General features: G+C 71.8%; 18 protein-coding genes. 7 read left to right on the top strand and 11 right to left on the bottom strand.

What is annotated here, in order from left to right:
• Positions 1-13: 13 nt before the first annotated feature.
• Positions 14-1,234 (bottom strand): cytochrome P450, encoded by a 1,221-nt coding sequence (locus A6A08_RS17835; protein ID WP_073703746.1) that lies wholly within the window; start codon positions 1,232-1,234, stop codon positions 14-16.
• 648 nt (positions 1,235-1,882) lie between these two features.
• Between A6A08_RS17835 and A6A08_RS17840 the strand changes: the two genes are divergently transcribed.
• The gene (locus A6A08_RS17840; RefSeq protein ID WP_073703747.1) at positions 1,883-2,449 is read left to right on the top strand and encodes a PadR family transcriptional regulator; all 567 of its coding nucleotides are present in this window, start codon (positions 1,883-1,885) and stop codon (positions 2,447-2,449) included.
• A gap of 92 nt (positions 2,450-2,541) precedes the next feature.
• On the opposite strand, the gene A6A08_RS17845 is transcribed toward A6A08_RS17840, so the two are convergent.
• A complete protein-coding gene (locus A6A08_RS17845; RefSeq protein WP_073703748.1) occupies positions 2,542-3,498 on the bottom strand; it encodes an SDR family NAD(P)-dependent oxidoreductase in 957 nt (318 codons plus the stop codon).
• Positions 3,499-3,785: 287 nt separating this feature from the next.
• On the opposite strand from A6A08_RS17845, the gene A6A08_RS17850 reads away from it, so the two are divergent.
• Complete coding sequence (locus A6A08_RS17850) at positions 3,786-4,769, top strand: alpha/beta fold hydrolase (protein ID WP_073703749.1); 984 nt, start codon at positions 3,786-3,788, stop codon at positions 4,767-4,769.
• Positions 4,770-4,776: 7 nt separating this feature from the next.
• Here A6A08_RS17850 and A6A08_RS17855 read toward each other — a convergent pair whose 3' ends face one another.
• The 6 genes from A6A08_RS17855 to A6A08_RS17880 form a co-directional block, all read right to left on the bottom strand.
• Positions 4,777-5,670, bottom strand: coding sequence for an NAD-dependent protein deacetylase (locus A6A08_RS17855; protein ID WP_242422707.1), 894 nt, complete (start codon positions 5,668-5,670; stop codon positions 4,777-4,779).
• A gap of 51 nt (positions 5,671-5,721) precedes the next feature.
• Positions 5,722-6,513: a hypothetical protein gene (locus A6A08_RS17860; RefSeq protein ID WP_073703750.1), complete on the bottom strand. Its 792-nt coding sequence runs from the start codon at positions 6,511-6,513 to the stop codon at positions 5,722-5,724.
• A 236-nt stretch (positions 6,514-6,749) separates the two neighbouring features.
• Positions 6,750-10,127 (bottom strand): pyruvate carboxylase, encoded by a 3,378-nt coding sequence (locus A6A08_RS17865; protein ID WP_073703992.1) that lies wholly within the window; start codon positions 10,125-10,127, stop codon positions 6,750-6,752.
• A 291-nt stretch (positions 10,128-10,418) separates the two neighbouring features.
• Complete coding sequence (locus tag A6A08_RS17870) at positions 10,419-11,006, bottom strand: DUF488 family protein (RefSeq protein WP_073703751.1); 588 nt, start codon at positions 11,004-11,006, stop codon at positions 10,419-10,421.
• Positions 11,007-11,011: 5 nt separating this feature from the next.
• Positions 11,012-11,233 (bottom strand): DUF2945 domain-containing protein, encoded by a 222-nt coding sequence (locus A6A08_RS17875; RefSeq protein ID WP_073703752.1) that lies wholly within the window; start codon positions 11,231-11,233, stop codon positions 11,012-11,014.
• A gap of 207 nt (positions 11,234-11,440) precedes the next feature.
• Complete coding sequence (locus A6A08_RS17880) at positions 11,441-12,112, bottom strand: TetR/AcrR family transcriptional regulator (RefSeq protein ID WP_073703753.1); 672 nt, start codon at positions 12,110-12,112, stop codon at positions 11,441-11,443.
• A 147-nt stretch (positions 12,113-12,259) separates the two neighbouring features.
• On the opposite strand from A6A08_RS17880, the gene A6A08_RS17885 reads away from it, so the two are divergent.
• The 5 genes from A6A08_RS17885 (at position 12,260) to A6A08_RS17905 (ending at position 15,604) form a co-directional block, all read left to right on the top strand.
• A complete protein-coding gene (locus A6A08_RS17885; RefSeq protein WP_073703754.1) occupies positions 12,260-12,733 on the top strand; it encodes a hemerythrin domain-containing protein in 474 nt (157 codons plus the stop codon).
• Positions 12,734-12,925: 192 nt separating this feature from the next.
• Positions 12,926-13,510, top strand: coding sequence for a DUF4240 domain-containing protein (locus A6A08_RS17890; protein ID WP_073703755.1), 585 nt, complete (start codon positions 12,926-12,928; stop codon positions 13,508-13,510).
• 72 nt (positions 13,511-13,582) lie between these two features.
• Positions 13,583-13,912 (top strand): barstar family protein, encoded by a 330-nt coding sequence (locus A6A08_RS29400; RefSeq protein ID WP_378699757.1) that lies wholly within the window; start codon positions 13,583-13,585, stop codon positions 13,910-13,912.
• Entirely contained in the window at positions 13,900-14,499 is a 600-nt protein-coding gene (locus A6A08_RS17900) for a hypothetical protein (protein WP_073703757.1), read from the top strand. Before A6A08_RS29400 ends, A6A08_RS17900 begins: the two co-directional genes overlap by 13 nt.
• A gap of 532 nt (positions 14,500-15,031) precedes the next feature.
• Positions 15,032-15,604, top strand: coding sequence for a suppressor of fused domain protein (locus A6A08_RS17905; RefSeq protein ID WP_073703758.1), 573 nt, complete (start codon positions 15,032-15,034; stop codon positions 15,602-15,604).
• Positions 15,605-15,789: 185 nt separating this feature from the next.
• Here the strand turns inward: A6A08_RS17905 and A6A08_RS17910 are convergent, their stop codons facing one another.
• The 3 genes from A6A08_RS17910 to A6A08_RS17920 form a co-directional block, all read right to left on the bottom strand.
• Positions 15,790-17,358, bottom strand: coding sequence for a glycoside hydrolase family 10 protein (locus A6A08_RS17910; protein WP_073703993.1), 1,569 nt, complete (start codon positions 17,356-17,358; stop codon positions 15,790-15,792).
• A gap of 419 nt (positions 17,359-17,777) precedes the next feature.
• Entirely contained in the window at positions 17,778-18,332 is a 555-nt protein-coding gene (locus A6A08_RS28885) for a hypothetical protein (RefSeq protein WP_242422709.1), read from the bottom strand.
• Between the two features lie 680 nt (positions 18,333-19,012).
• Positions 19,013-20,053 carry a LacI family DNA-binding transcriptional regulator gene (locus tag A6A08_RS17920; RefSeq protein WP_073703759.1) on the bottom strand — a complete coding sequence of 347 codons (1,041 nt, stop codon included), beginning with the start codon at positions 20,051-20,053 and terminating at the stop codon, positions 19,013-19,015.
• Positions 20,054-20,722: the final 669 nt, after the last annotated feature.

Here is a 20,722-nt window from a genome sequence, read left to right on the forward strand (position 1 = left end):
GTCCGGCGGTCTGTCAGCCCGCGGCCGGGGTGAAGCGCAGCGGCAACTCCCGCAGTCCCCGGGTGAAGGCGCCGGTCTCCTCCAGGACCGCGCCCTCGGCCAGGCGCACGTCCGGCATGGCGTCCAGCAGGTGGTCGGTCGCCACCCGGACCTCGGCCTCGGCCAGGAGGGCGCCCACGCAGAAGTGCCGCCCCAGGGCGAAGGCCAGGTGCTCGGCCGCGGCGGTGAACGAGGTGGCCTCCCGCAGCTCGGGGCGCAGGACGTCGAAGGTGTCGGGATCGGTGAAGCGGTCGCCGTCGCGGTTGGCGGAGCCGATCAGGCAGATGAGGGTCGCGCCGGCGGGCACGGTCCCGCCGTCCAGCTCCACGTCCTGCCGGGGCTGGCGCATGATCATCTGCACGGGCGGGGTGTAGCGCAGGGTCTCGGCGAACGCGCGCGGGACCAGGCTCCGGTCCTCCCGGACCCGGGCCAGCTGCTCGGGATTGGTGAGCAGGTTCGCGAACATGCCCGCCACGGCCTTGTCGGTGGTCTCCCCGCCCGCGGCCAGCAGCAGGCTGCAGAAGGCCTTCACGTCCTCGTCGCTCATCCGGGTGCCCTCGACCTCGGCGGTGCACAGGGTGGACAGCAGGTCCTCGCCGGGGTTCTCCCTGCGCTCGCGGATCAGCGGCAGCATGTGGGCGGCGAACTCCTCGCGTGTGCGCAGCCCCGCCTCCGCGACCTGCGGGTCCTGGGAGAGGTTGCCCAGGAAGGCGATGATCGACGTGTACCACCGGTGGAACCGGTCGTGGTCGGACCTGTCCAGGCCGAGCATGTCCACGATGACGTTGATCGGGAACCGCGTGGCGAACTGCGAGACCAGGTCCACCTCGCCCGTGTGGCGGAAGGCGTCGACCAGCTCCCGGCTGTTGCGCTCGATGACGGGCAGGAACCGCTCCCGCAGTTGCGCGCCGCGGAAGGCCGGTGCCACCAGGGCCCGGCGCACCGCGTGCTCGCGCCCGTCCATCTGCAGGATGGTGCGCCCGTGGACCGGCTCCAGCTGCCAGTCGTAGTTCTGGGTGGTGAACACCGGGTCCTTGAAGGCGCGTCTGACGTCCTCGTACCGGGAGACGACGTAGCTCCGTGTGGCCTCGTGCCAGAAGAGGGGAGCGTGTTCGCGCATGAGGCGGTAGGCGGGGTAAGGGTTTGAGAGGAATTCCTGGGAAAGGATGTCCGGGATCTCGGGAGCCACGGTCACGTCCGTCTCCTTCGCCGGTGGGGGGAGGCGCTTTCCCACAGTAGGTTCGGCCTCCGGCCGGGTCCAGGGGAGAGGGTGTTTCCCGACCCTGAGAGCCTCCGCCAGTAGGTGATTCGACGCGGGGTCAGGACCCTCCGTGCGGTGTCAGCGTCCCTGTTCGCCGCGATCTTGTACTTATAGCGAGATTGGGCGCCCAAACTCGCTATAAGTACAAGATCAACGCAGGCCAGGCCCCTCGTTCCACATCAGCAGCGTCTCCGGTCCATCCAAAGCCGGCACCTACTGGCGGACGCTCTTAGTGACGCAAGTTGTTTATGGCCGGAATTCCCTTTATGGGAGATATGTCAGGTGGCAGATCGGGCTCCGGCGGTCCGTCCGGCCCCCTCCCGGGCGATCCGGCCGGACCGGGCTCCCATGGCCTCGGCCGGGGCGTTCGCGGCGGACAGGGGCGGACCATGACGACGAGGCCGTCGATGAGGTCGTCGTCGCCGGTCTCGACGGCCGCGCGGAAGGGGTGGGCCACGGCGCTCCCCATGGTGAATTTGTTGATGAGGTGGGCTGGAGAGCGGCGATGGTCGGTCACGAGTGTCCGGGGCAGCAACGAGTTGTCTAGGTGCGTCGTTGCCTACCGGTGGTTATGCTGCCGCCATGGCACTGCGCAACGCCGTGATGGCCGCCCTGCTGGACGGTCCGGCCTCCGGGTACGACCTGGCGAAGAACTTCGACGCCTCCGTGGCCAACTTCTGGGCGGCCACTCCCCAGCAGCTCTACCGCGAACTCGACCGCATGGAGACCGACGGGCTGGTCGAGGCCACCGTCGTCGAACAGGAGCGGCGCCCCAACAAGCGGGTCTTCTCGCTCACCGGGAAGGGACGCCGCGCCCTGCGCGACTTCACCGCCACGCCGCCCCGGCCGGCCGCCATACGCGACGAACTCCTCGTGCAGTTGCAGGCCGCCGACGCCGGGGATGCTGAGGCGGTGCGGGCCTCCGTCGCCGAGAGGATCGAGTGGGCACGCGGCAAGCTGGCCCGCTACGAGCGCCTGCGGGAGCGCCTGCTCGACGGCCGCACCGAGGAGGAGCACCTGGCCCGTGCCGAGCGGATCGGTCCCTATCTCACCCTCATGGGCGGCCTGGCGCTCGAACGCGAGAACGTGCGCTGGGGCGAGCGGGTCCTGGCCGCCCTGGACCGCCGCGCCGCCGTCCGACAGGACTGAGCGCTCCGGCCCGCCCGGGGACGACGGCGCCCGGCCCCGGCCCTCGGAGCCCGGCCCCCGCCCTCGGCCCCCGGCGGGCGCCGCGCCGCCGCTCAAGCGAAGGCGTCCTCCCCGGTCAGCTCGGCGGAGAACGCCCACAGGCGCTCGGCCTGGACGGGGTCGACCGCGTGGTCGCGCACGCCGGCCCGGTCGGGGTCGGTCCCGGCGGGCACGGCGACGTCGCAGTCCTCGCAGTACACGCCGCCCAGTCCGTCCAGCCTCGGGGACGTGGCCGCCCACACCTGGGTGGCCGCGCCCTGCTCCGGCGTCTTGAACGCCGGGTCGGCCAACGCGCCGTTCTCGTCGATCCACCCACGGTCGACCATCTCCTCCTGCGTCATGTGCCGCTGCAACGGGGTGAGGATCGCCCCCGGATGCAGGGAGAACGCCCGCACGCCGAAGGGCGCGCCGAGCCGGTCCAGGTGCACCGCCAGCAGCGCGTTGGCGGTCTTGGACTGCCCGTAGGCCAACCACCGGTCGTAGCCCCGGTCGAACCACGGGTCCTCCCACCGGATCGGCGAGGCCTGGTGCCCGGCGGAGGAAACCGACACCACCCGCGCCCCGCCGTCGGCCAGGGCGGGCCACAACCGGTTGACCAGGGTGAAGTGCCCCAGGTGGTTGGTGGCGAACTGGTACTCCCAGCCGGGCCCGGCCGTGGCCCGCGGACAGGCCATCACCCCGGCGCCGTTGACGAGGACGTCGATCGCGCGCCCCGTCTTCAGGAAGCGGGCGGCGAACCCGCGCACGTCGTCCTGGTCGGACAGGTCCAGCCCGTCGACCTCCACCCCCTCGATGCCCTCCAGGGCCTCGGCGGCCGCCTCGGGGCGCCGCGCGGGGACGACGACCCGGGCGCCCGCCCCCGCGAGGGCCCGGGTGGTCTCCAGTCCGATCCCCGAGTACCCGCCGGTGACGACCGCCAGGCGCCCGGACAGGTCGAGGCCCTCCAGGACCTCGCGCGCGGTGCTGCGCCCGCCGAACCCCGAACCGATTCTCTGCTGTGGTGTGCCCATGTCCGGAACCCTAGGAGCTGGAGCGCGCTCCAGATCAAGCGTCCGGCCGGGATCCGGACCGGACTCCGGACCAGGATCCGGGCCTGGAGGCGCGCACGGGAGGGCAGCGGCGGGCACACGGCGGCATCCCGGGCCCGTGCCCTCCCGGGCTCCCCCCGGTCCGCAGGAGGCCCCCGCCGCTTTCGCGGCCGTGCCGCCGCCGCACCGCGGGGGTGTTCCGAAAGCCCGGCCACCACTGGGATAGCGTGATCGCGACCACCCCCTCAGTACAGAGGAGCGAGCGCGCGATGAACGTGGAGCACAGGGACGTCGAGGTCAACGGAATCCGCCTGCACGTCGCGGAGCAGGGCAGCGGACCGCTCGTGCTGCTCCTGCACGGCTTCCCCGAGAGCTGGTACTCCTGGCGCCACCAGTTCGCTCCGCTGGCCGAGGCGGGGTACCGCGTGGTCGCCCCCGACCAGCGCGGCTACGCCCGCAGCGACCAGCCCGAGGAGGTGGACGCCTACACGCTGCCGCACCTGGTCGGCGACGTCGTCGGCCTCATCGGGGCCCTGGGCGAGGAGAGCGCGGTCCTGGTCGGCCACGACTGGGGCGCGCCCGTGGCCTGGAGCACCGCCATGATGCGCCCCGACCTGGTCCGCGGCGTGGCGGGCCTGAGCGTCCCGCCCTTCCCGCCCGCGATGATGCCCGCGCCCTCGGTCACCCGCAGGGTCTACGGCGAGGGCTTCTACCAGGTCTACTTCCAGGAGCCCGGCGTCGCCGACGCCGAACTGGCCGCCGACCCCGCCTCGTTCCTGCGCCGGATCCTGGTCGGCGCCTCGGGGGACAACCCGTACGCGGACGAGCCGCAGCTGTGGATCGTCCCCGAGGGCTCCTCCCTGCTGGACCCCCTGCCCGAGCCGGAGAGCCTGCCCTCCTGGCTCACCGAGGAGGACGTGGCGGCCTTCGCCCGCGACCACGCCCTGCACGGCGCCCGGGCCTACACCGGACCGCTAAACTGGTACCGCAACATCGAGCGCAACCAGGGGCTCATGTCGCCCTTCCAGGGCCGCGGCATCGACGTCCCCGCCCTGTACATGGCCGGGGACATGGACATGGTCACCATCATGCGCGGGATCCCCGAACTGCGTGAGGCCCTGCCGGTGATCGCGCCGAAGCTGCACGACAGCGTCATCCTGCCCGGCTGCGGCCACTGGACCCAGCAGGAGCGCCCCCGGGAGGTCAACGCCGCCCTGATCGACTTCCTCGCCCACCTCGCGACGCGGCGCTGAGCGGCCGCTACCCGGTGACCCGGGCCGCCGGGGACGGAGCGGGCTCCGGGCCGGGGCCCGCGGAGTAGGCCTCCGCCAGGGCCGTCAGCACCTCGGAGCAGCCCGCGTCGACGGTGAGCGCGGCCACGTCGTCGGCCCGGGTGGCGCCCCGGTTGAGGACCACCACCGGCCTGCCCCGCTCGACCGCGCGCTTGACGTAGCGCCTCCCTGAGAAGACGGTCAGCGAGGAGCCCGCCACGAGCAGGGCCGACGCCCCGTCCACCAGGTCGTAGCCCTCCATCACGCGCGCCTTGGGCACGTTCTCGCCGAAGTAGACGATGTCCGGCTTGAGCATGCCGCCGCACGAGGCGCAGTCGGCCACCCGGAACCCCTCGGTGGCGGCCAGGACCGCGTCGGCGTCGGGGGCGACCTCCACGTCGGGGACCCCGTCGGCGAAGCCGGGGTTGAGCGCGTCGAGCCGCTCGGCCAGCGCGTCGCGGGCGGTCACCTCCGAGCAGGACAGGCAGATGACGCGGTCGTAGCGGCCGTGCAGGTCGATCACCCGCCGGCTGCCCGCCTTCTCGTGCAGGGTGTCCACGTTCTGGGTGATGACCCCCGCCAGGGCGCCGGAGGACTCCAGCGCGGCCAGCGCGCGGTGGCCGTCGTTGGGCAGGGTCCGGTGCACGTGGCGCCAGCCCACGTGGTTGCGTGCCCAGTAGTGGCGGCGGAAGGCGGCGTCGCCGACGAACTGCTGGTAGGTCATCGGTGTGCGCGGCGGCGAGTCCGGGCCGCGGTAGTCGGGGATACCCGAGTCGGTGGACAGGCCCGCCCCGGTCAGCGCGACCACCGGCCCCTCGCCGAGGGCCTCGCGCATCCGGGACGCCAGGACCCGGGAGTCGTCGGCGTCGAGCGTGTTCCTCACGCCTTCGAGGGTACGCGGCGCCCCGGTGCGGGCGCCGCCACCCCGTCGGAGTCAGGCGTCGCGCTCCAGCTTCTCCACGGCGCGCTCCAGGACGGCCTCGAAGTCCTCCGCCATCTGCTCATCCGCCTCGGCGGCGGCCTCGGCCCGGTAGGAGTCATAGCAGTCGAAGTCGGTGTGCTCCTCGCACGCATCGGCCAGTTCCCAGGGCGACACATCCGAGGGCTCGCTCGTTCTCATCGCCACCAGGACGAAGTACACGTCCCCGACCTGGCCCCACGCGGTCCTCGCCGATATCCCTGGGCCACCACTGTCGGACAGGGTCATGGCGAACATGCCCCCGGCCTCGGGCAGGGCGGGCGAGTCCTCGGAGGTGAGTTCGCCCTCAAGGTGGGTGCCGTCCATGGAGACGCTCATCCTGGAGCAGGTGTCCACCAGGTCTCCGAACCCGGTGCCCCCGACCGGGGCGTCACCGAAGTCCCCTCGGACCAGGACGTAGCCGTAGACGGCCGACCCCGTCGAGGAGCCGGACGGAGTCGCGGTCTGGGCGGCGCCCTCCACGGCCCCCTCCGGCAGCGGTCCGGTGCCCCCGTTGAGGACGGCGCCGCACCCGGCCGGCTCCACGTGCTCGAAGTCGCCCACGCCCGACGCCCCGCCGAGGTCGACCCCCTCGATCTCCTCGACGTCCAGGTCCTCGACGGTGAGCCCGTCGGGGTAGGCGTTCGAGGACGGCAGCAGGGCCTCCAGGTGCGAGCTGCTCCGGAGGTCGAGCCGGGGACCGCAGCCGGTGGTCAGGACCAGGGCCGCGAGGAGGGGCAGGGCGCCGTAGCGGTACAGGGGAGCCATGGGAGAGCCTCGTCGTCGTGTCGTTGCTGTGCCGACACGTTCGGACTCCGCCGGAACACGCACGGTTCCCGTTCTTTCCTGACCGGATCCGGCCGCCGTCCGGAGCGGTCCGCGGTGGCGGGAGGGGCCGCCCGGACATGGTGCCGGTCACCGCGCGGACGGGACCCGCGGCGGACGCCCCCGGGCACCAGGGGCGTCCGCCGGTCCGTCAGGCAGCCGGGCGTCGGGCCGTCGGCTCAGCCGAGGCAGACGAGCAGGTCGCCGCCCTCGACCTTCTGCACCGGGTCGATCACCACCCGCGTGACCCGCCCCGCCACGGGCGCGGTGATCGAGGCCTCCATCTTCATCGCCTCGATGGTGGCGACCGTCGCACCGGCCTCCACCTCCTCGCCCTCGGCGACCGTCAGGGTGACGGCGCCCGCGAAGGGCGCGGCGACCTGGCCGGGGTCGTTCTTGTCCGCCTTCTCCGCGGTGCGCACGTGCGAGGCCAGCGCGCGGTCGCGGATCTGCAGCGGGCGCAGTTGGTCGTTGAGCGTGGCCATGACCGTGCGGATCCCGCGGTCGTCGGCCTCGCTCACCGCCTCCAGCTGGATGAGCAGCCGCACGCCCGGGGACAGGTCCACCGCGTACTCCTCGCCCTCGCGCAGACCGTAGAAGAAGTCCGTGCTGGACAGCACGCTGGTGTCGCCGTAGGCGGCCCGATGCTCCTCGAACTCCCGTGTCGGGCCGGGGAAGAGCAGCCGGTTGAGGGTGGCCCGCCGGTCCTCGGCCAGCCCGGTGCGGTCCTCCTCGCTCAGCTCCTCCGTGTCCCTGGCCGGGGGCCGCCCCTCCAGCGCACGGGTGCGGAAGGGCTCGGGCCACCCGCCCGGGGGGACGCCCAGCTCACCGCGCAGGAAGCCCACCACCGAGTCGGGGACGTCGAAGCGCCCCGGGTCGGCCTCGAAGTCGGCCGGGGACACCCCCGCGCCCACCAGGTGCAGGGCCAGGTCGCCCACCACCTTGGAGGAGGGGGTGACCTTCACCAGGCGGCCGAGCATCCGGTCGGCGGCGGCGTACATCGCCTCCACCTCCTCGAAGTGCTCGCCCAGGCCCAGCGCGATCGCCTGTGTGCGCAGGTTGGAGAGCTGACCGCCCGGGATCTCGTGGTGGTACACCCGCCCCGTGGGGGAGGACAGCCCGGCTTCGAAGGGCGCGTAGACCCTGCGCACCGACTCCCAGTACGGCTCCAGCTCGTTGACCGCGTCCAGGCTCAGCCCGGTGGGACGGTCGGAGTGGTCGAAGGCGGCCACGACCGCCGACAGCGACGGCTGCGAGGTGGTGCCCGCCATCGACGCCGCCGCGCCGTCCACCGCGTCCGCCCCGGCGTTCGCCGCCGCCAGATAGGTGGCCAGCTGTCCGCCCGGGGTGTCGTGGGTGTGGACGTGCACCGGCAGGTCGAACTCGCTGCGCAGCGCCGTGACCAGCCGCGCGGCGGCCGGTGCGCGCAGCAGCCCGGCCATGTCCTTGATCGCGAGCACGTGCGCGCCCGCGTCCACGATCTTCTCGGCCAGCCTCAGGTAGTAGTCGAGGGTGTAGAGCTTCTCGCCCGGGTCGGACAGGTCCGAGGTGTAGCACAGGGCCACCTCGGCCACCGAGGTCCCCGTCTCGCGCACGGCCTCGATCGCCGGGCGCATCTGCTCGACGTCGTTGAGCGCGTCGAAGATCCGGAAGACGTCCACGCCCGTGGTCGCGGCCTCCTGCACGAACGCGCTGGTCACCTCGGCGGGGTAGGGGGTGTAGCCCACCGTGTTGCGCCCGCGCAGCAGCATCTGCAGGCAGATGTTGGGCACGGCCTCGCGCAGTGCCGCCAGCCGCTCCCAGGGGTCCTCGGCCAGGAAGCGCAGCGCCACATCGTAGGTGGCGCCGCCCCAGCACTCCAGGGACAGCAGCTCGGGCAGGGTGTGCGCCACCACGGGCGCCGCGGCCAGCAGGTCGCGGGTGCGCACCCGCGTGGCCAGGAGCGACTGGTGGGCGTCGCGGAAGGTGGTGTCGGTGACCCCCAGGTTCGGGGACTCGCGCAGCCACCGTGCGAACCCCTCCGGCCCCAGCTCGGCCAGGCGCTGGCGCGACCCCGGGGGCGGCGACCCGGACTCGGGCAGCGGCGGCAGCTTCGTGGACGGGTCCACCAGCTGCGGGCGCTCACCGTGCGGCTTGTTCACCGTCACGTCCGCCAGGTAGGTCAGCAGGCGGGTGCCGCGGTCGGCGGAGGGGCGCGCGGTCAGCAGCTGCGGGCGCTCCTCGATGAAGGAGGTGGTCACCCGGCCCGCCTGGAAGTCGGGGTCCTCCAGCACCGCCTGGAGGAAGGGGATGTTGGTGGCGACGCTGCGGATGCGGAACTCGGCCACGGCCCGGCGCGCCCGGCTGACCGCCGTGGCCAGGTCGCGGCCCCGGCAGGTCAGCTTCACCAGCAGGGAGTCGAAGTGCGGGCTGATCTCGGTGCCCGCCGCGGAGGTGCCGCCGTCCAGGCGGATGCCCGAGCCGCCGGGGGAGCGGTAGGCGCTGATGATGCCGGTGTCGGGACGGAAGCCGTTGGCGGGGTCCTCGGTGGTGATGCGGCACTGCAGCGCCGCACCGCGCACGTACACGCCCTCCTGGGAGATCCCGAGGTCGGCCAGGGTCTCGCCGGAGGCGATGCGCAGCTGCGACTGCACCAGGTCCACGTCGGTGATCTCCTCGGTCACCGTGTGCTCGACCTGGATGCGCGGGTTCATCTCGATGAAGACGTGGCTGCCGTCCGCGCCGACCAGGAACTCGACCGTGCCCGCGTTGCGGTAGCCGATCCTCCGGGCGAAGCGCACCGCGTCGTCGCAGATGCGCTCGCGCAGGTCCGGGTCGAGGTTGGGCGCGGGGGCGAGCTCGATCACCTTCTGGTGGCGCCGCTGCACCGAGCAGTCGCGCTCGTAGAGGTGGACGACGCCGCCCTCGCCGTCGGCGAGGATCTGCACCTCGATGTGGCGGGGGTCGACCACGGCCCGCTCCAGGAACACGGTGGCGTCGCCGAAGGCGGAGGCGGCCTCGCGCATGGCGGCCTCGACCGACTCGCGCAGCTGCTCCGGGTCCTGGACGCGGCGCATGCCCCGGCCGCCGCCGCCGGCGACGGCCTTGACGAACAGCGGGAAGCCGATCCCCTCCGCGGCGGCCACCAGGGCCTCCACGTCGTCGGAGGGCTCGCTGGACTCCAGGACGGGCACGCCCGCCTCCCGGGCGGCGGCCACGGCGCTGGCCTTGTTGCCGGTCAGCTCCAGCACCTCGGCGGGCGGGCCCACGAAGGTGATCCCGGCGCGCTCGCAGGCGCGGGCCAGTTCGGGGTTCTCCGACAGGAAGCCGTAGCCGGGGTAGACGGCGTCGGCCCCGGCCTCTCGGGCGGCGCGGACGATCTCGTCCACGGACAGGTAGGCGCGTACCGGGTGGCCGGGTTCGCCGATCTGGTAGGCCTCGTCGGCCTTGAGGCGGTGCAGTGAGTTGCGGTCCTCATGGGGGAAGACGGCGACGGTGCGGGCGCCCAGCTCGTACCCGGCGCGTAGCGCGCGGATGGCGATCTCGCCCCGGTTGGCCACGAGCACTTTCTGGAACACGGAGGTCTCCTCCTGGTCGGTCACGCGTCATGCCGGGGAAGTCCGGCGCCGTTGCCGGGGCCCACGGTCGGGCGGGTCAGGGGCACGATAACCAGAAGACGGTTCGGGAAAAGCACCCGGGGTGCGTCCTCCGCGCAGGTGGAGGCGCTCCACCGCTGGTCACGTCATGCATATCCTGCAGGACTCGACGGCCCGGGGCGTGCGCGGGTGTGCCTGGCCACACGGGCGGGCGCGGCCTTCGCGCGCCTGCTCCGACAGATGGGCCCGACCCGTCGGGGATGCGGATTCTGGTCACCCTCGGCGAGATTCCTCCGTCCGAGCGGCTCCGTGGCTGTTCGTGTTCGGCGGTTGCGCCGGATAGGTGACGGTGTGATCGTTGTGCACCACGGCCCCCGATGTGAGTTGGGCGGCGTCGACGCGGTGAGCAGCCATGATGTGGAACACCTCATCGCCGTGGGCGAGCAGGTGGTCGGCGATGAGGCGCCGATGACATCGCCACCACACCGCCTCCGAGCACATCACGGCGGCGCGGTGGTCTCCGCCCGCCTCACGTAACCGGGCGAGCCCCGATCCGAACTCGGCTGAGAGCCCGTAGTCGGCGTAGTTGTGAAAACTGCGGTTGCGCCAGAACCCGTTGACCTCGGGAGAGGTGTTCCCGGCGACCGGGCGTCGCCCTCCGAGTTCGGCGATACGTGAGTACCGTACGCCGACGTTCCGTAGGGCCTGGGAGAGGACGTCCTCGTTGAACTGCGGGTTGCGGCGGGAACCAGGGAGCTTTCGCACATCGACCACCACCTCCACGGCGGCCTCGTGCAGCAAGGCGGCGAACTCCCCGAACGTGCGATCGGAGTGACCGATGGTGAAGAACGGCAGCGCCATCGCGGCTAGCCGTCGCCGGACGCCCGGGTCAGGGATCCGTCCTTGTGTACCGCCACGTGGTCGGTCCTGTCGCTCTTGATCTCGTACTGCGGTTCGTCCTCAGAGGCGCGACGCGTACGGCCCCTGAACGTGAAGTCGCGGGTGTGGACCCTGGAGATCGTGCCGGACACCCGTCCGGCCTCGGAGTTCCAGCTCACGTGATCACCGACGTCGAAACGACGTGTCATCGCCTACCTCCTCCGGCCGTGGCGGAACGGCGCCTGGGGGACAGGTCCTCGGCTGCCTCGGACATCCTCAGGGTATGCGGACGGAACCCTCGGCGCCCGCCGGGAGACGCGGCGTGTACTCCATCCGGGTGTGGGAGGCGGCCTTCGCGCACCCGGATGCCGTCTGCGAGTCCCGGCGCCACACCGGTAACGCCTCTGGCCCACCCGTCAGCCGGACTGCGCGAGCGTGTCCGGAGACAGGGCCAGTGCGCCGGGGAGGGCGTCGAAGGCCCGACCGACCTCGGTGATCAGTGTCTCGGTGTCGTCGGCGTCTCCCCGGTGCCCGCGGGTGCGCATCCAGTTCTTGGTGCCGTAACGCACCGAGGCCAGGGCCATCTCGCCGATGAGCCGCAGCCGCACGTCCTCGCGGCTGTCGACGCCGAGTTCGTCCTCCAGCGTCTCGACCAGCCGCGCATGGAGGTCCTGTGTGGTGCCCGCGTGGTGCACGCGCAGGGCCGGGGTGCGGGCCGCCAGCTTCCGGGTGGCCAGGTAGCGCTCGGCCCAGTCCTCGGACAGGCCCCGGACCGCGTTCGCGTAGCAGTCGCGCAGTCGTGGCAACACCGGCCCGCTGATCCGCAGCCGGGCCACCTCGGCGGCGTAGGCCTCCCACAGTTCGCCCTCGGCGGCCATGGCGACCTCCTCCTTGGAGGAGTAGTAGCGGAAGAAGGTGCGCACCGACACCTCGACCGTGTTCACCAGGTCGTCCAGCGTGGTCTCGTCGAATCCACGTTCCAGGAACATCCGCAGGGCGGTGTCGGCGAGCACGCGTCGTGTACGCAGCTTCTTGCGCTCGCGCAGGGGGAGGGCGGACTCCTCGTTCCTCAGGGGCTCGACGGTCATCGGGCCAGCATAACGGCGGTGCGCTCCGGGACCGGAAAAACCGTTGCCCGCTGACGCCAGTGATGGCATAGTGCCCATGAAGGCATTATGCCAGTCACTGGCAGATTATCCGGATGTCCGGTCACCCCCTCCTCCGAGAGAGAGCACATGAACGACGAGAGCACCGCCCCCGTCCCGCAGGGCCAGCGCGTCGAGGCGCTGGGAGACCAGCTCGTCAAGGTCCACGACATGCTGCGGGCAGAGCTGGCCTCGCTGCGCCGGGACCTCGCGGCGGGGAAGGGCGCCTCCGGCGACGGAGTGTCCTTCGAACAGCAGCTCCGCAAGAAGTGCCTGTCCTTCTGCGGGTTCCTGCACGGCCACCACACCGCGGAGGACGAGCGCCTGCTGCCCGGACTGGCCGAGAGCCATCCCGGGCTCGCGCCCGTCCTTGAGCGCCTGACCAGGGAGCACTCGGTCATCAGCAGATCGCTGGACCGGATCCAGGAACTCGTGGAGAGCGGCGACCCCGTCCGTGTCCGCGACGACGTCGAGCGCTTCGCCGCCGAGGTGGAGGCGCACCTGGACTACGAGGAGCGCCAGATCGTGGAGGCCCTGAACTCCTACGGCCCCGTCGTCATGTGAGAGGTGCCGCCGGAGGGCTCGGACCGGGGTCCGCGCGGATTCCCGGCGCCCCCTCGACAACGGTGTCCGCCACGCCATGCCGGGAGCCGCTGATCCGCGCCACGTGCCTCGGGGCGCGGGGGAGACGGGGCAGGAGCGGCGGCCGTGCCCCGTTGCCCCTGGTGTCGGAGCCCGCTGGCAGAGTGCCGTCCCATGGGAACGGACGAATTCTGGAGTTTCATCGAGGCGGCGCGCGTGGACGCTACGGAGGAGCGGCCCTTCGACGTGGCCCTGGTCGATCTGCTGGTGCGTCGCTCCAAGCAGGACATCCTGGAGTACGAGGAGCGCTTTGGCGAACTCCACGGCGCCATCGAACGCTGGGACGTGTGGGCCGCCGCCTATCTCATCGGGGGCGGCTGCTCGGACGACGGTTTCATGGACTTCCGCGCAGGTCTGATCGTCCAGGGCCGCGAGTGGTACAAGCGAGCGGCCGCCGCACCGGACAGTCTGGCCGAGCACCCCCAGGCCGTCACCGCTGCCGCCGGCGCCCAAGACCAAGCGCTCTTCTGCGAAACGGTCAACTACGCCGCCGCCTGTGCCTACGGACGTATCACTGGGAATGACGACGACTTCCATGAGGCGTGGGAACGCTATGGGGAAGCGGGGGCGGCTTCGGAGCGTGATGCCGCCGACATGGGGGAGGCCTTCGACTTCGACGACCCACAGGAGATGCGCCGCCGCCTGCCGCGGCTCTCCGCGCTGTATCTTCCTGAGGGCGACGACAAACCATCTTCTTGACAAGGAAGGAAAAGCCCGGTTCTGCGATATTCCATGGAGCGGTCGGCGGATACCTCCATGCGTGCTCCTGGCATGGTGGGGAAGCCGTGGTCCGAGACCTCAGGAGGGCGGGTGGGTTGGCAGGAGGCAGGTCTTCCCCTGGTGGTCGGGGAATGGCCATGGGTATTCTTCCTGGCGGGTACGAGCAGTCTCCTCGAATACGAAGTGAAGTCCTTCTCTGATCGGGGCGGCCTGGTTTTCCGCCTGGATGCCGGTGAACTCCGGTCTTCCAGGGATTTTTTCCTTACCTTTTCGCGTGAGCTGAGCTTCCCGTCCTACTTCGGAAACAACTGGGATGCCTTGCCCGACTGCTCTCAAGGGTCCACGGGGACTGGCATGGTGGCCGGGACATGGTGTTCCTGATCGAGAACTCCGAGCTGCTTGAGGGGGCTGAGTTCCTGGGGGGCCTGGTTTCCTCTCTGTCCGAGGCGGCGGAGAAATCGAACCTCCAGCTGGACAGCGACGGTGAGCCGACAGGATTCACCCCGGTCGCGCAGAACTTCATTTCCCTGGTCAAGGAGAGTGGCCTAGGCGGGTTCGTTCGGAAGGTGAACCACAGAAATATATCGGTTGATGTCTTTGAGGACTTCGCTTTTGCCTATCAGTGCGACGGTCCTGCGGGAGTCCGGGCCGAGTGCCACCGATTCGCCCCTGGCGCGGAATACCAGGTTCCTGCGGGCTCGGACGAAGGCGGTACGACCTTCGATCGCGATGGACTCAGGAAAGCGACCCGGAGGCTCGTCCGCGTCAGGGGGAGCGGGCCGCCGGATGAGCGTTCGAAAGCACTGGCCGCTTGGTACGAGGACATGGCCGATGCCATGGACGGACTGTCGAGGGCGGTGTACTTCGACTCCGACAAGGCACGGACCCGAGAGCTGGCCGAGGACTACCGGAGGAAGGCCGCCGCGCTGGGGATGGACAACACGTCCGGACCGGAGTCGCCGAGGTGAGGATCACGGTGGTCTCCCTCCTGGACCCTGCCACGTTCCGCGTGGCTTTCACCTGCGCACCGGGCTTCGCTGAGGGCCTCCGGCGGGGAGCAGGGCCTCCCGTTCAGGGAAGCCGTCACGTGGAGTTCGAGACTCCTGGTGTGGTCGCCGACTGGCGGGGCGTTCCTTCCCCACCGCATGGCGCTCCCTGGTCTCCGAGGATCCTGCGGGGACCCGGACGGTGGGGGAAGGTCGCCGATGAACGGAGGGAAGAGGACCCCGTCGCGGCCTTGGACGTGGGTGGCCACGTGATCTCGGTGGAGTTCGGTGGCGCCCCCTTCGACGTCCTCCGCCGTGGCCACGTCGAGCCCGTCTCTCCCCTGTTGGAGTCTTACCCCTACCAGGTCTGGCGCCGGTTCTTCGGTCGCCGCCCCACGCCGTGCGCTGGTGAAGTCGGGAAGCCGTAGTCTGACTGCCCAGGATGTCGGTGTAGCGGGCACCTCGGGGCTTGGAGGGCTCTGGGGGCCGAGGACGGAGCGGGGGATCGGGTTCCTTGACGATCGGTGGGGACGCGCGGATCGCCGCGCTCGAACGGCATGTCCGGGAGTTCTGGCACGGGCACGAGGTGGAGGCCGTCACCTGGGAGCAGGGGCCCGTCCTCGACCGGGTGCCGGACCTCGCCACCTACCGGGTGGCACCCAGGAGCGCCGGTGAGGCCTGGGTCTACGTGACGGCGGGCGCGTCCGTCCACGAGGCCGGGGGAGGCACGGAGTTCTTCGTCATGTCGCCGGTCGCGGCGAGGATCCACGCGCGGACCCTGGCCATGGTGAGCCACCTGCACTCCTTCGAGGAGTACCGGCTCGACGTCGGCTCCGTGATCGACGCCGGCGGTCCGTGGATGGACGGCTCGAAGATGGACCACCTCCTGGTGAGCCCTCCGTACCCGTACGGCCCCGCGCTCGAACGGGCCCCGGAGGCGGCCGGGGGAGCGCGGTTCCTGTGGCTGCTGCCGATCCACCGGAGCGAGGCGGCCCTCATCGGAGCCGAGTCGCTCGACGCCTTCGAGGAGGTCCTGGAGGCGGAGGGCGTCAACGTCCTGGACCTGGACCGCGCCCCTCTCGTGTGAGGCGGACTCCCGCCCGGCCCGTCCCCGCACGATGCCCGGACGGCCCCCGGAACGCGTGAGGACCCGCCACCCTCTCGGGCGGCGGGTCCTCACGGCCCGCCCGCGGGAGCCGCACGGTACGGGCGGACCTGCCTTTCAGTCCTCCCGTGCCTCCCCGGCGCGGCCCGGGGCCGGGGAGGCAGACCCTAGCTCCGCGGGTCGGCGAGGTTGCTGGCGGGCCCCTCGACCCGGTGGTCGTCCAGCGCGGTGACCACGTACGCGGTGCCCTTGTCCTCGGTCTTCAGCGAGGTCTCCCCGGTCACGCGCACGAGGTTCTCGGAGGACAGCACGTCGCAGTACTCCTCCACGTCGCCCGACTCCACCAGCTCGGCCTCCTCGGAGTTGAGGCGGTAGACGGCGTAGGAGCTCGCCCCCTCGGCCTCCTGCCACTCCAGCCGGGTCCGGTCGTCCTCGGTCTCGGCGGTCAGCCCGCTCACGGCCCCGACCAGCGGCTCCCCCTCGCGGGAGTCGTCGGACAGCGGCGGCAGGGCGGGGTCGCTGTAGTGGTCGCCGGCCAGTTCCTCGTAGGCCTCGTCGGCCACGTTCGTCAGGGACTTGAAGGAGAAGTAGACGTCTCCCTCGACCTCGGGGTAGTCGGCGGTGTAGTGGAGCTGGCTGCTGAGCGTGTCCCTGTCCCAGCCCTTGTCACCGGCGCGGTAGGCGGCCTGGCCGATGTAGAGGTCCACGTCGGTGCCCTTGACCTGCTCGGACCACCACGGCACCAGCTTCTCGTAGTCGGCGGCGTCGAATCCGCGCTCCCAGTACAGCTGGGGCACGACGTAGTCGACCATCTCCTCCTTGATCCAGGTCCGGGTGTCGGCGTGCTGGACGTCGTAGGACTCCAGGCCCGAGGTGTCCGAACCGTTGGCGTCGCTGGTGTCGTTGCGCCAGATGCCGAACGGCGAGATCCCGAAGCGCACCCAGGGCTTGGTCTCCTGGATCTGGTCGTGCACACCGCTGACGAACGCGTTGACGTTCTCGCGGCGCCAGTCCTCGCGGTTGTCGAAGTCCCCGCCGTACTTCTCCCAGGACTCGTCGTCGTCGAACTTCTCGTCCCCGTCGGGGTAGGGGTAGAAGAAGTCGTCGAAGTGCACGCCGTCGACGTCGTAGCGCTCCACGACGTCCATGATCACGCGGGTGACCCACTCCCGGACCTCGGGGTTGCCCGGATCCATGAAGCCCTCGCCGCCGTAGCGGATCATCCAGTCGGGGTTCTTCTTGACCGGGTGGTCGTCGGCGAGCTCCTCGATGTCGGAGTCCATGCCGACCCGGTAGGGGTTGAACCAGGCGTGCAGCTCCAGGCCGCGCTCGTGCGCCTCGGCCACCGCGTACTTCAGCGGGTCGTACCCGGGGTCGCCGCCCTGCTCACCGGTGAGGTACTTGGACCAGGGCTCCAGGTCCGACTCGTAGACCGCGTCGGCGGTGGGGCGCACGTGCAGGAACACGGTGTTCAGGTCGAGGTCGACGGCCTCGTCGAGGCGCTTGTCCAGTTCCTTCTTCTGCTCGTCCGCGCTCAGGCCCGTCTCCGAGGGCCAGTCGATGTTGCCGACCGTGGTCAGCCACGCGCCGCGCATCTCGCGCTTGTCCTGCGTCGCCTCGCATCCGGCGGCTCCGGGACCGGGGCCGGGGCTGGTGCCCGGCGCCGCCGGGTTGTCGGCGGCACCGACGATCGCGTATCCGGAAACCATGAGCCCCGAGGCGGCGGCCACAGCCAGCCACCGGGAGCGCCAGCGGGGTGAGAGGCCGGCTCGTCGTCCAGGGGTCAAGAGAACTCCTTGAGCTGGGGAGACGTCGGGTCGACGCCGTATCGGACCTCAGGGTAGGCGAAGAAGTAACGTTTTGGACAACGTTGGGCCGATTGGTGGTTTGAATCTCATCTGTCCGGGGAGAACAGTCTGTCGGCCGCTTGAGAGGTGCCTGTCTGAGGGTTCTTTCCTCCAACACCGTCGATGTCGCGAACGTTCCCGTTCGCGCACATTGTTCTGGGAGGTCAGGCCACACAGGAGAATGGGCGCCCCCTCGCGCGGGAGCACGAACGGCGCTCGGGCGGGAACAGGGGCGGCGGTACGGCGACGCCCCCGCCGGGCGCGTACCGGCGGGGCGGGGGGCGTCGGGACCGGTCCGCGGACACGGCTCAGGAGGGGACGAGCACCCCCGCGAGCAGGAGTACGCACAGCAGCGCGACGACGGTTCCGGCCGCGACCAGGTAGTGGCGCGGCCGGGAGGCCCCGGGCATCCACGCGACGACCGCGGTCACGGCGGCCAGGGCGGTGGTCCCGACGGGCAGCAGCAGCCGCCAGGCGCGGTCGAAGGAGTCCATCGGCAGGTAGGCGTTGGCCCCGTACAGCGACAGCACCAGCGCCGGAAGGCCGATCACGGCCGCCCCGGCCCCGATGGCCAGGGTGAACCGCTCCTGCGCCTCGGTGCCCTGCGCCACGGCGAAGGTCGACATGCTGCTCAACAGCGAGTGCAGCCGCTCGGCCTCCTCGGCCAACTCCCGGTCCATCGCCTCGCAGTGCCGGATCCCCGCGCGCAGCCTCGGCGTCCATCCGGGTTCCCCGTCGGTGTCCGCGTCCGGCTCCCGGACGCGCCGGTAGGCCCCCGGGTCCCACAGCCAGACCCACAGCCCCGACCTGGCCGCCTCCAGCGCCTGGTCGCGTGCCCGGCCGACGGCGGTGGACAGCTCCACGGCCGCCGCGAGCAGGGGGCGCAGCGGCCCGTCCGTCCGGCGAGGTGGTCGGCCATGCTCTGTTCGAGTTCGTAGCGCAGCTCACGCAGGCGGAGCACCTCGTTGCGGGAGGACTCGGCGAACGCCTTGGCCATGGTCACCGCCGTGGAGCGCTCGTCCCCGACGACCGTGTGGGCGGGTTCGGCCAGCGAGGCGACGAGTGCCTCGTCGGTTTCCCCGGGGGCGACCGGCTCCTGGTGCCAGCTGCCGGTCTCGGACCACACCGCCTGCACGGCCAGGGTGACCCGCGCGGCGGTGTCCCGTCCGGTGCGGACCCGGACCTGGCCGACGACGACCCTGCGCCGCCCGTCGGGGCCCACGACCCTCAACAGCGGCGCGGCGAGGAGTACCCGGGTGCCCGACCGCTCGCTCTCCCCGCGCGCGGGAGCGTCCAGGGGGTCGAGACCACCCCCTGTATGACCTCCGCCTCGATACCGTGCCCCTCCTGAAGGGGACTGCCCGCGAGTACCTTGTGCCGATTCCGCCCGGATTCCATGGAGGAAGACACTAGGGCCCGGCGTTCGCGCGCCCGGGGCCGCCCCGGCGCGAACGGTCCCGACACAGCCGGTTCCGGTGCGGACGGCCCCGTCCCGGGGGCGGTACCGCGGAACCCGGTCGCGGACCGCCGTCCCGCCGTCCGTTCACACGCCGGGTGCCGCCGTGGACTCGCGCACCACGAGCCGGGGAGGGGCCACGGCGGGGACCTCGGCCGCCGTGCCGCCGAGCTCGGCGACGAGCCGCAGCGCGGCAGCGCGCCCGAGCCCCACCAGGTCCTGGCCGACCGTGGTCAGCCGCGGCTGCACGAGCGCACCCAGCGGCAGGTCGTCGTGGCCGACCACCGACAGGTCCCGGGGCACCTCCAGTCCCCGCCTGCGCGCCGCGTTGATCCCCGCGATCGCCATCATGTCGTTGGCGTACAGGATCGCCGTGGGCGGTCCGGCCAGGGACAGCGCCTCCTCCGTGGCGGCCGCCGCGGCCTCCGCGGTGAAGTCGGGGACCGGCATCAGGACGGCGGAGAGCCCGCGCCCCCGGGCCTCCTCCTCCAGGACGCGGCGGCGGAAGTTGGTGTGCACGCGGTCCTCGGGGCCCAGGACGTAGGCCAGGCGCCGGTGGCCCAGCCCCGCCAGGTGCCCGACCGCCTCGGCCACGCCCCGATCCGGGTGGGGCGCCCGCACCGAGGGGACGGGGTCCTCCCGCCACGGCGTGCCGATCAGCACCGCGGGCAGCCCGAGCCCCCGCAGCAGGTCGAACCGGGTGTCGCGGACCAGGCTCTCGGTGAGGATGACGCCGTCGACCCTGCGCTCCTCGGCCAGGCGGCGGTAGGCGCGCCGCTCGGCGTCCTCCTGGCCGCCCACGATGTGCAGCAGCAGTCCGTAGTCCATGGGGGCCAGCTCGCGCTCGATCCCCGAGATCAGCACGGTGAAGTGCGGATCGGAGGTCAGCAGGTCCGGTGGGCGGCGCGAGACCATGCCGATGGCCCGGGTGCGCGCCCCGCGCAGGGCCACGGCCGCGGCCGAGGGCGACCACTGGAGCTTGTCGACCGCGTCCAGGACGCGCCTGCGGGTGGGCTCGGCGATGCCGCCCCTGTTGTTGACCACCTTCGACACGGCCGAGACCGACACCCCCGCCAGCGCGGCGACGTCGGAGATCGTGGGACGGCCGCCGCTTCCGCGTGTGCCCATCACCGTGTTCCGGCCCGGGGCGGGACACCGGACACGGGGGCTGCCTCGCGCACCAGTGCCGCTCCCTTCGTGCTCATGGCTCATGGGGTACCGCCCTCCGCCACGGGAGGGGCGGCGCCGACCGGGGCGGTCAGATTACCAGGAGCCGCGGTGCGCGGCCCCGGGGCAGGCGGACAGGTAGAAAACGTTGTACACGTGCGGGTCGCACGTGCGGATCCCCCGGTGCGCCGGGCGCGGACACCGCCGTTGCAGCGGACATCCGGGCGGGTAGCGCTTGAGGATGGGCCGGCGCATCCTTCCCGGACGCGTCACCGGCCGGGGCCCGGGTATCGACACCCTCCTTGGAAAACGATATACCTACGTCGAGGACACACGCGAGGAAAGGCCGGTATGCGGCGCGACTCCGCCAGGCCCGGTACGGTCGGCCAGCCCCTGGTCCGGGTCGGCGCCGACTCCTGGTCCCGCACCGGGGGACCCCTGATGCGGCGCGGTCGCCGACGAGGAGTTGCGCGTCCTGCGCGACCACGGTGCCACCGTGCCGCGCGGCTTCCTGTACCGGCCCGGCCTCCAGCCCGCCCCCGACACCCTGGACCCGCGCATGCCGGAGCGGTTCGGCGACCTCCTCGAACGCCACCGGGCCCCGGGCATGCACACCATCCCCGCGTTCAT

Source organism: Nocardiopsis sp. TSRI0078, from assembly GCF_001905145.1.
GTDB lineage: Bacteria > Actinomycetota > Actinomycetes > Streptosporangiales > Streptosporangiaceae > Nocardiopsis.

What these genes read in the sequence shown, in the direction of transcription:
- A6A08_RS17840 (WP_073703747.1), top strand. Translation starts at nt 1,883, where the DNA reads ATGGCACTGCGCAACGCCGTGATGGCCGCCCTGCTGGACGGTCCGGCC.
- A6A08_RS17845 (WP_073703748.1), bottom strand. Translation starts at nt 3,498, where the DNA reads ATGGGCACACCACAGCAGAGAATCGGTTCGGGGTTCGGCGGGCGCAGC.
- A6A08_RS17850 (WP_073703749.1), top strand. Translation starts at nt 3,786, where the DNA reads ATGAACGTGGAGCACAGGGACGTCGAGGTCAACGGAATCCGCCTGCAC.
- A6A08_RS17860 (WP_073703750.1), bottom strand. Translation starts at nt 6,513, where the DNA reads ATGGCTCCCCTGTACCGCTACGGCGCCCTGCCCCTCCTCGCGGCCCTG.
- A6A08_RS17870 (WP_073703751.1), bottom strand. Translation starts at nt 11,006, where the DNA reads ATGGCGCTGCCGTTCTTCACCATCGGTCACTCCGATCGCACGTTCGGG.
- A6A08_RS17875 (WP_073703752.1), bottom strand. Translation starts at nt 11,233, where the DNA reads ATGACACGTCGTTTCGACGTCGGTGATCACGTGAGCTGGAACTCCGAG.
- A6A08_RS17880 (WP_073703753.1), bottom strand. Translation starts at nt 12,112, where the DNA reads ATGACCGTCGAGCCCCTGAGGAACGAGGAGTCCGCCCTCCCCCTGCGC.
- A6A08_RS17885 (WP_073703754.1), top strand. Translation starts at nt 12,260, where the DNA reads ATGAACGACGAGAGCACCGCCCCCGTCCCGCAGGGCCAGCGCGTCGAG.
- A6A08_RS17890 (WP_073703755.1), top strand. Translation starts at nt 12,926, where the DNA reads ATGGGAACGGACGAATTCTGGAGTTTCATCGAGGCGGCGCGCGTGGAC.
- A6A08_RS29400 (WP_378699757.1), top strand. Translation starts at nt 13,583, where the DNA reads ATGGTGGGGAAGCCGTGGTCCGAGACCTCAGGAGGGCGGGTGGGTTGG.
- A6A08_RS17900 (WP_073703757.1), top strand. Translation starts at nt 13,900, where the DNA reads ATGGTGTTCCTGATCGAGAACTCCGAGCTGCTTGAGGGGGCTGAGTTC.
- A6A08_RS17920 (WP_073703759.1), bottom strand. Translation starts at nt 20,053, where the DNA reads ATGGGCACACGCGGAAGCGGCGGCCGTCCCACGATCTCCGACGTCGCC.